This window comes from Bartonella sp. AA81SXKL (genome assembly GCF_042196945.1).
In the GTDB taxonomy this organism is placed as follows: Bacteria; Pseudomonadota; Alphaproteobacteria; order Rhizobiales; family Rhizobiaceae; genus Bartonella.
Genome location: NZ_JBHIRH010000317.1, coordinates 1 through 288 on the forward strand (window position 1 = coordinate 1; position 288 = coordinate 288).

A 288-nucleotide genomic window follows, 5' to 3' on the forward strand; every position below is an offset into this window, starting at 1 on the left:
TTGCAGCACAATAATTCGTTTGCCCAGGATTTCCGACAACACCAACAATAGATGTTATGTTAATAATCCGTCCGTAGCGACGGCGCATCATCGAATGTATCAATTCACGTGTCAAAGTAGAAGCAGCTGTTAGATTGACTGCTAAGACATCATCCCAGTCTTGATCCTGCATACGAACAAAAAGACCATCTCGGGTGATTCCAGCATTGTTAACCAAGATATCGATACCCTCCATTTCTCTTTCCGCAACTTCAGCCAGTTGCTTAATGGATTTACGGTCAGAAAGAT

General features: G+C 42.7%; 1 protein-coding gene. It reads right to left on the bottom strand.

Features of this window, described 5'->3' with window-relative positions:
* Nucleotides 1–288 (bottom strand): SDR family NAD(P)-dependent oxidoreductase (locus ACFINZ_RS11385; RefSeq protein WP_375701566.1); only part of this gene is annotated, 288 nt, incomplete at both ends.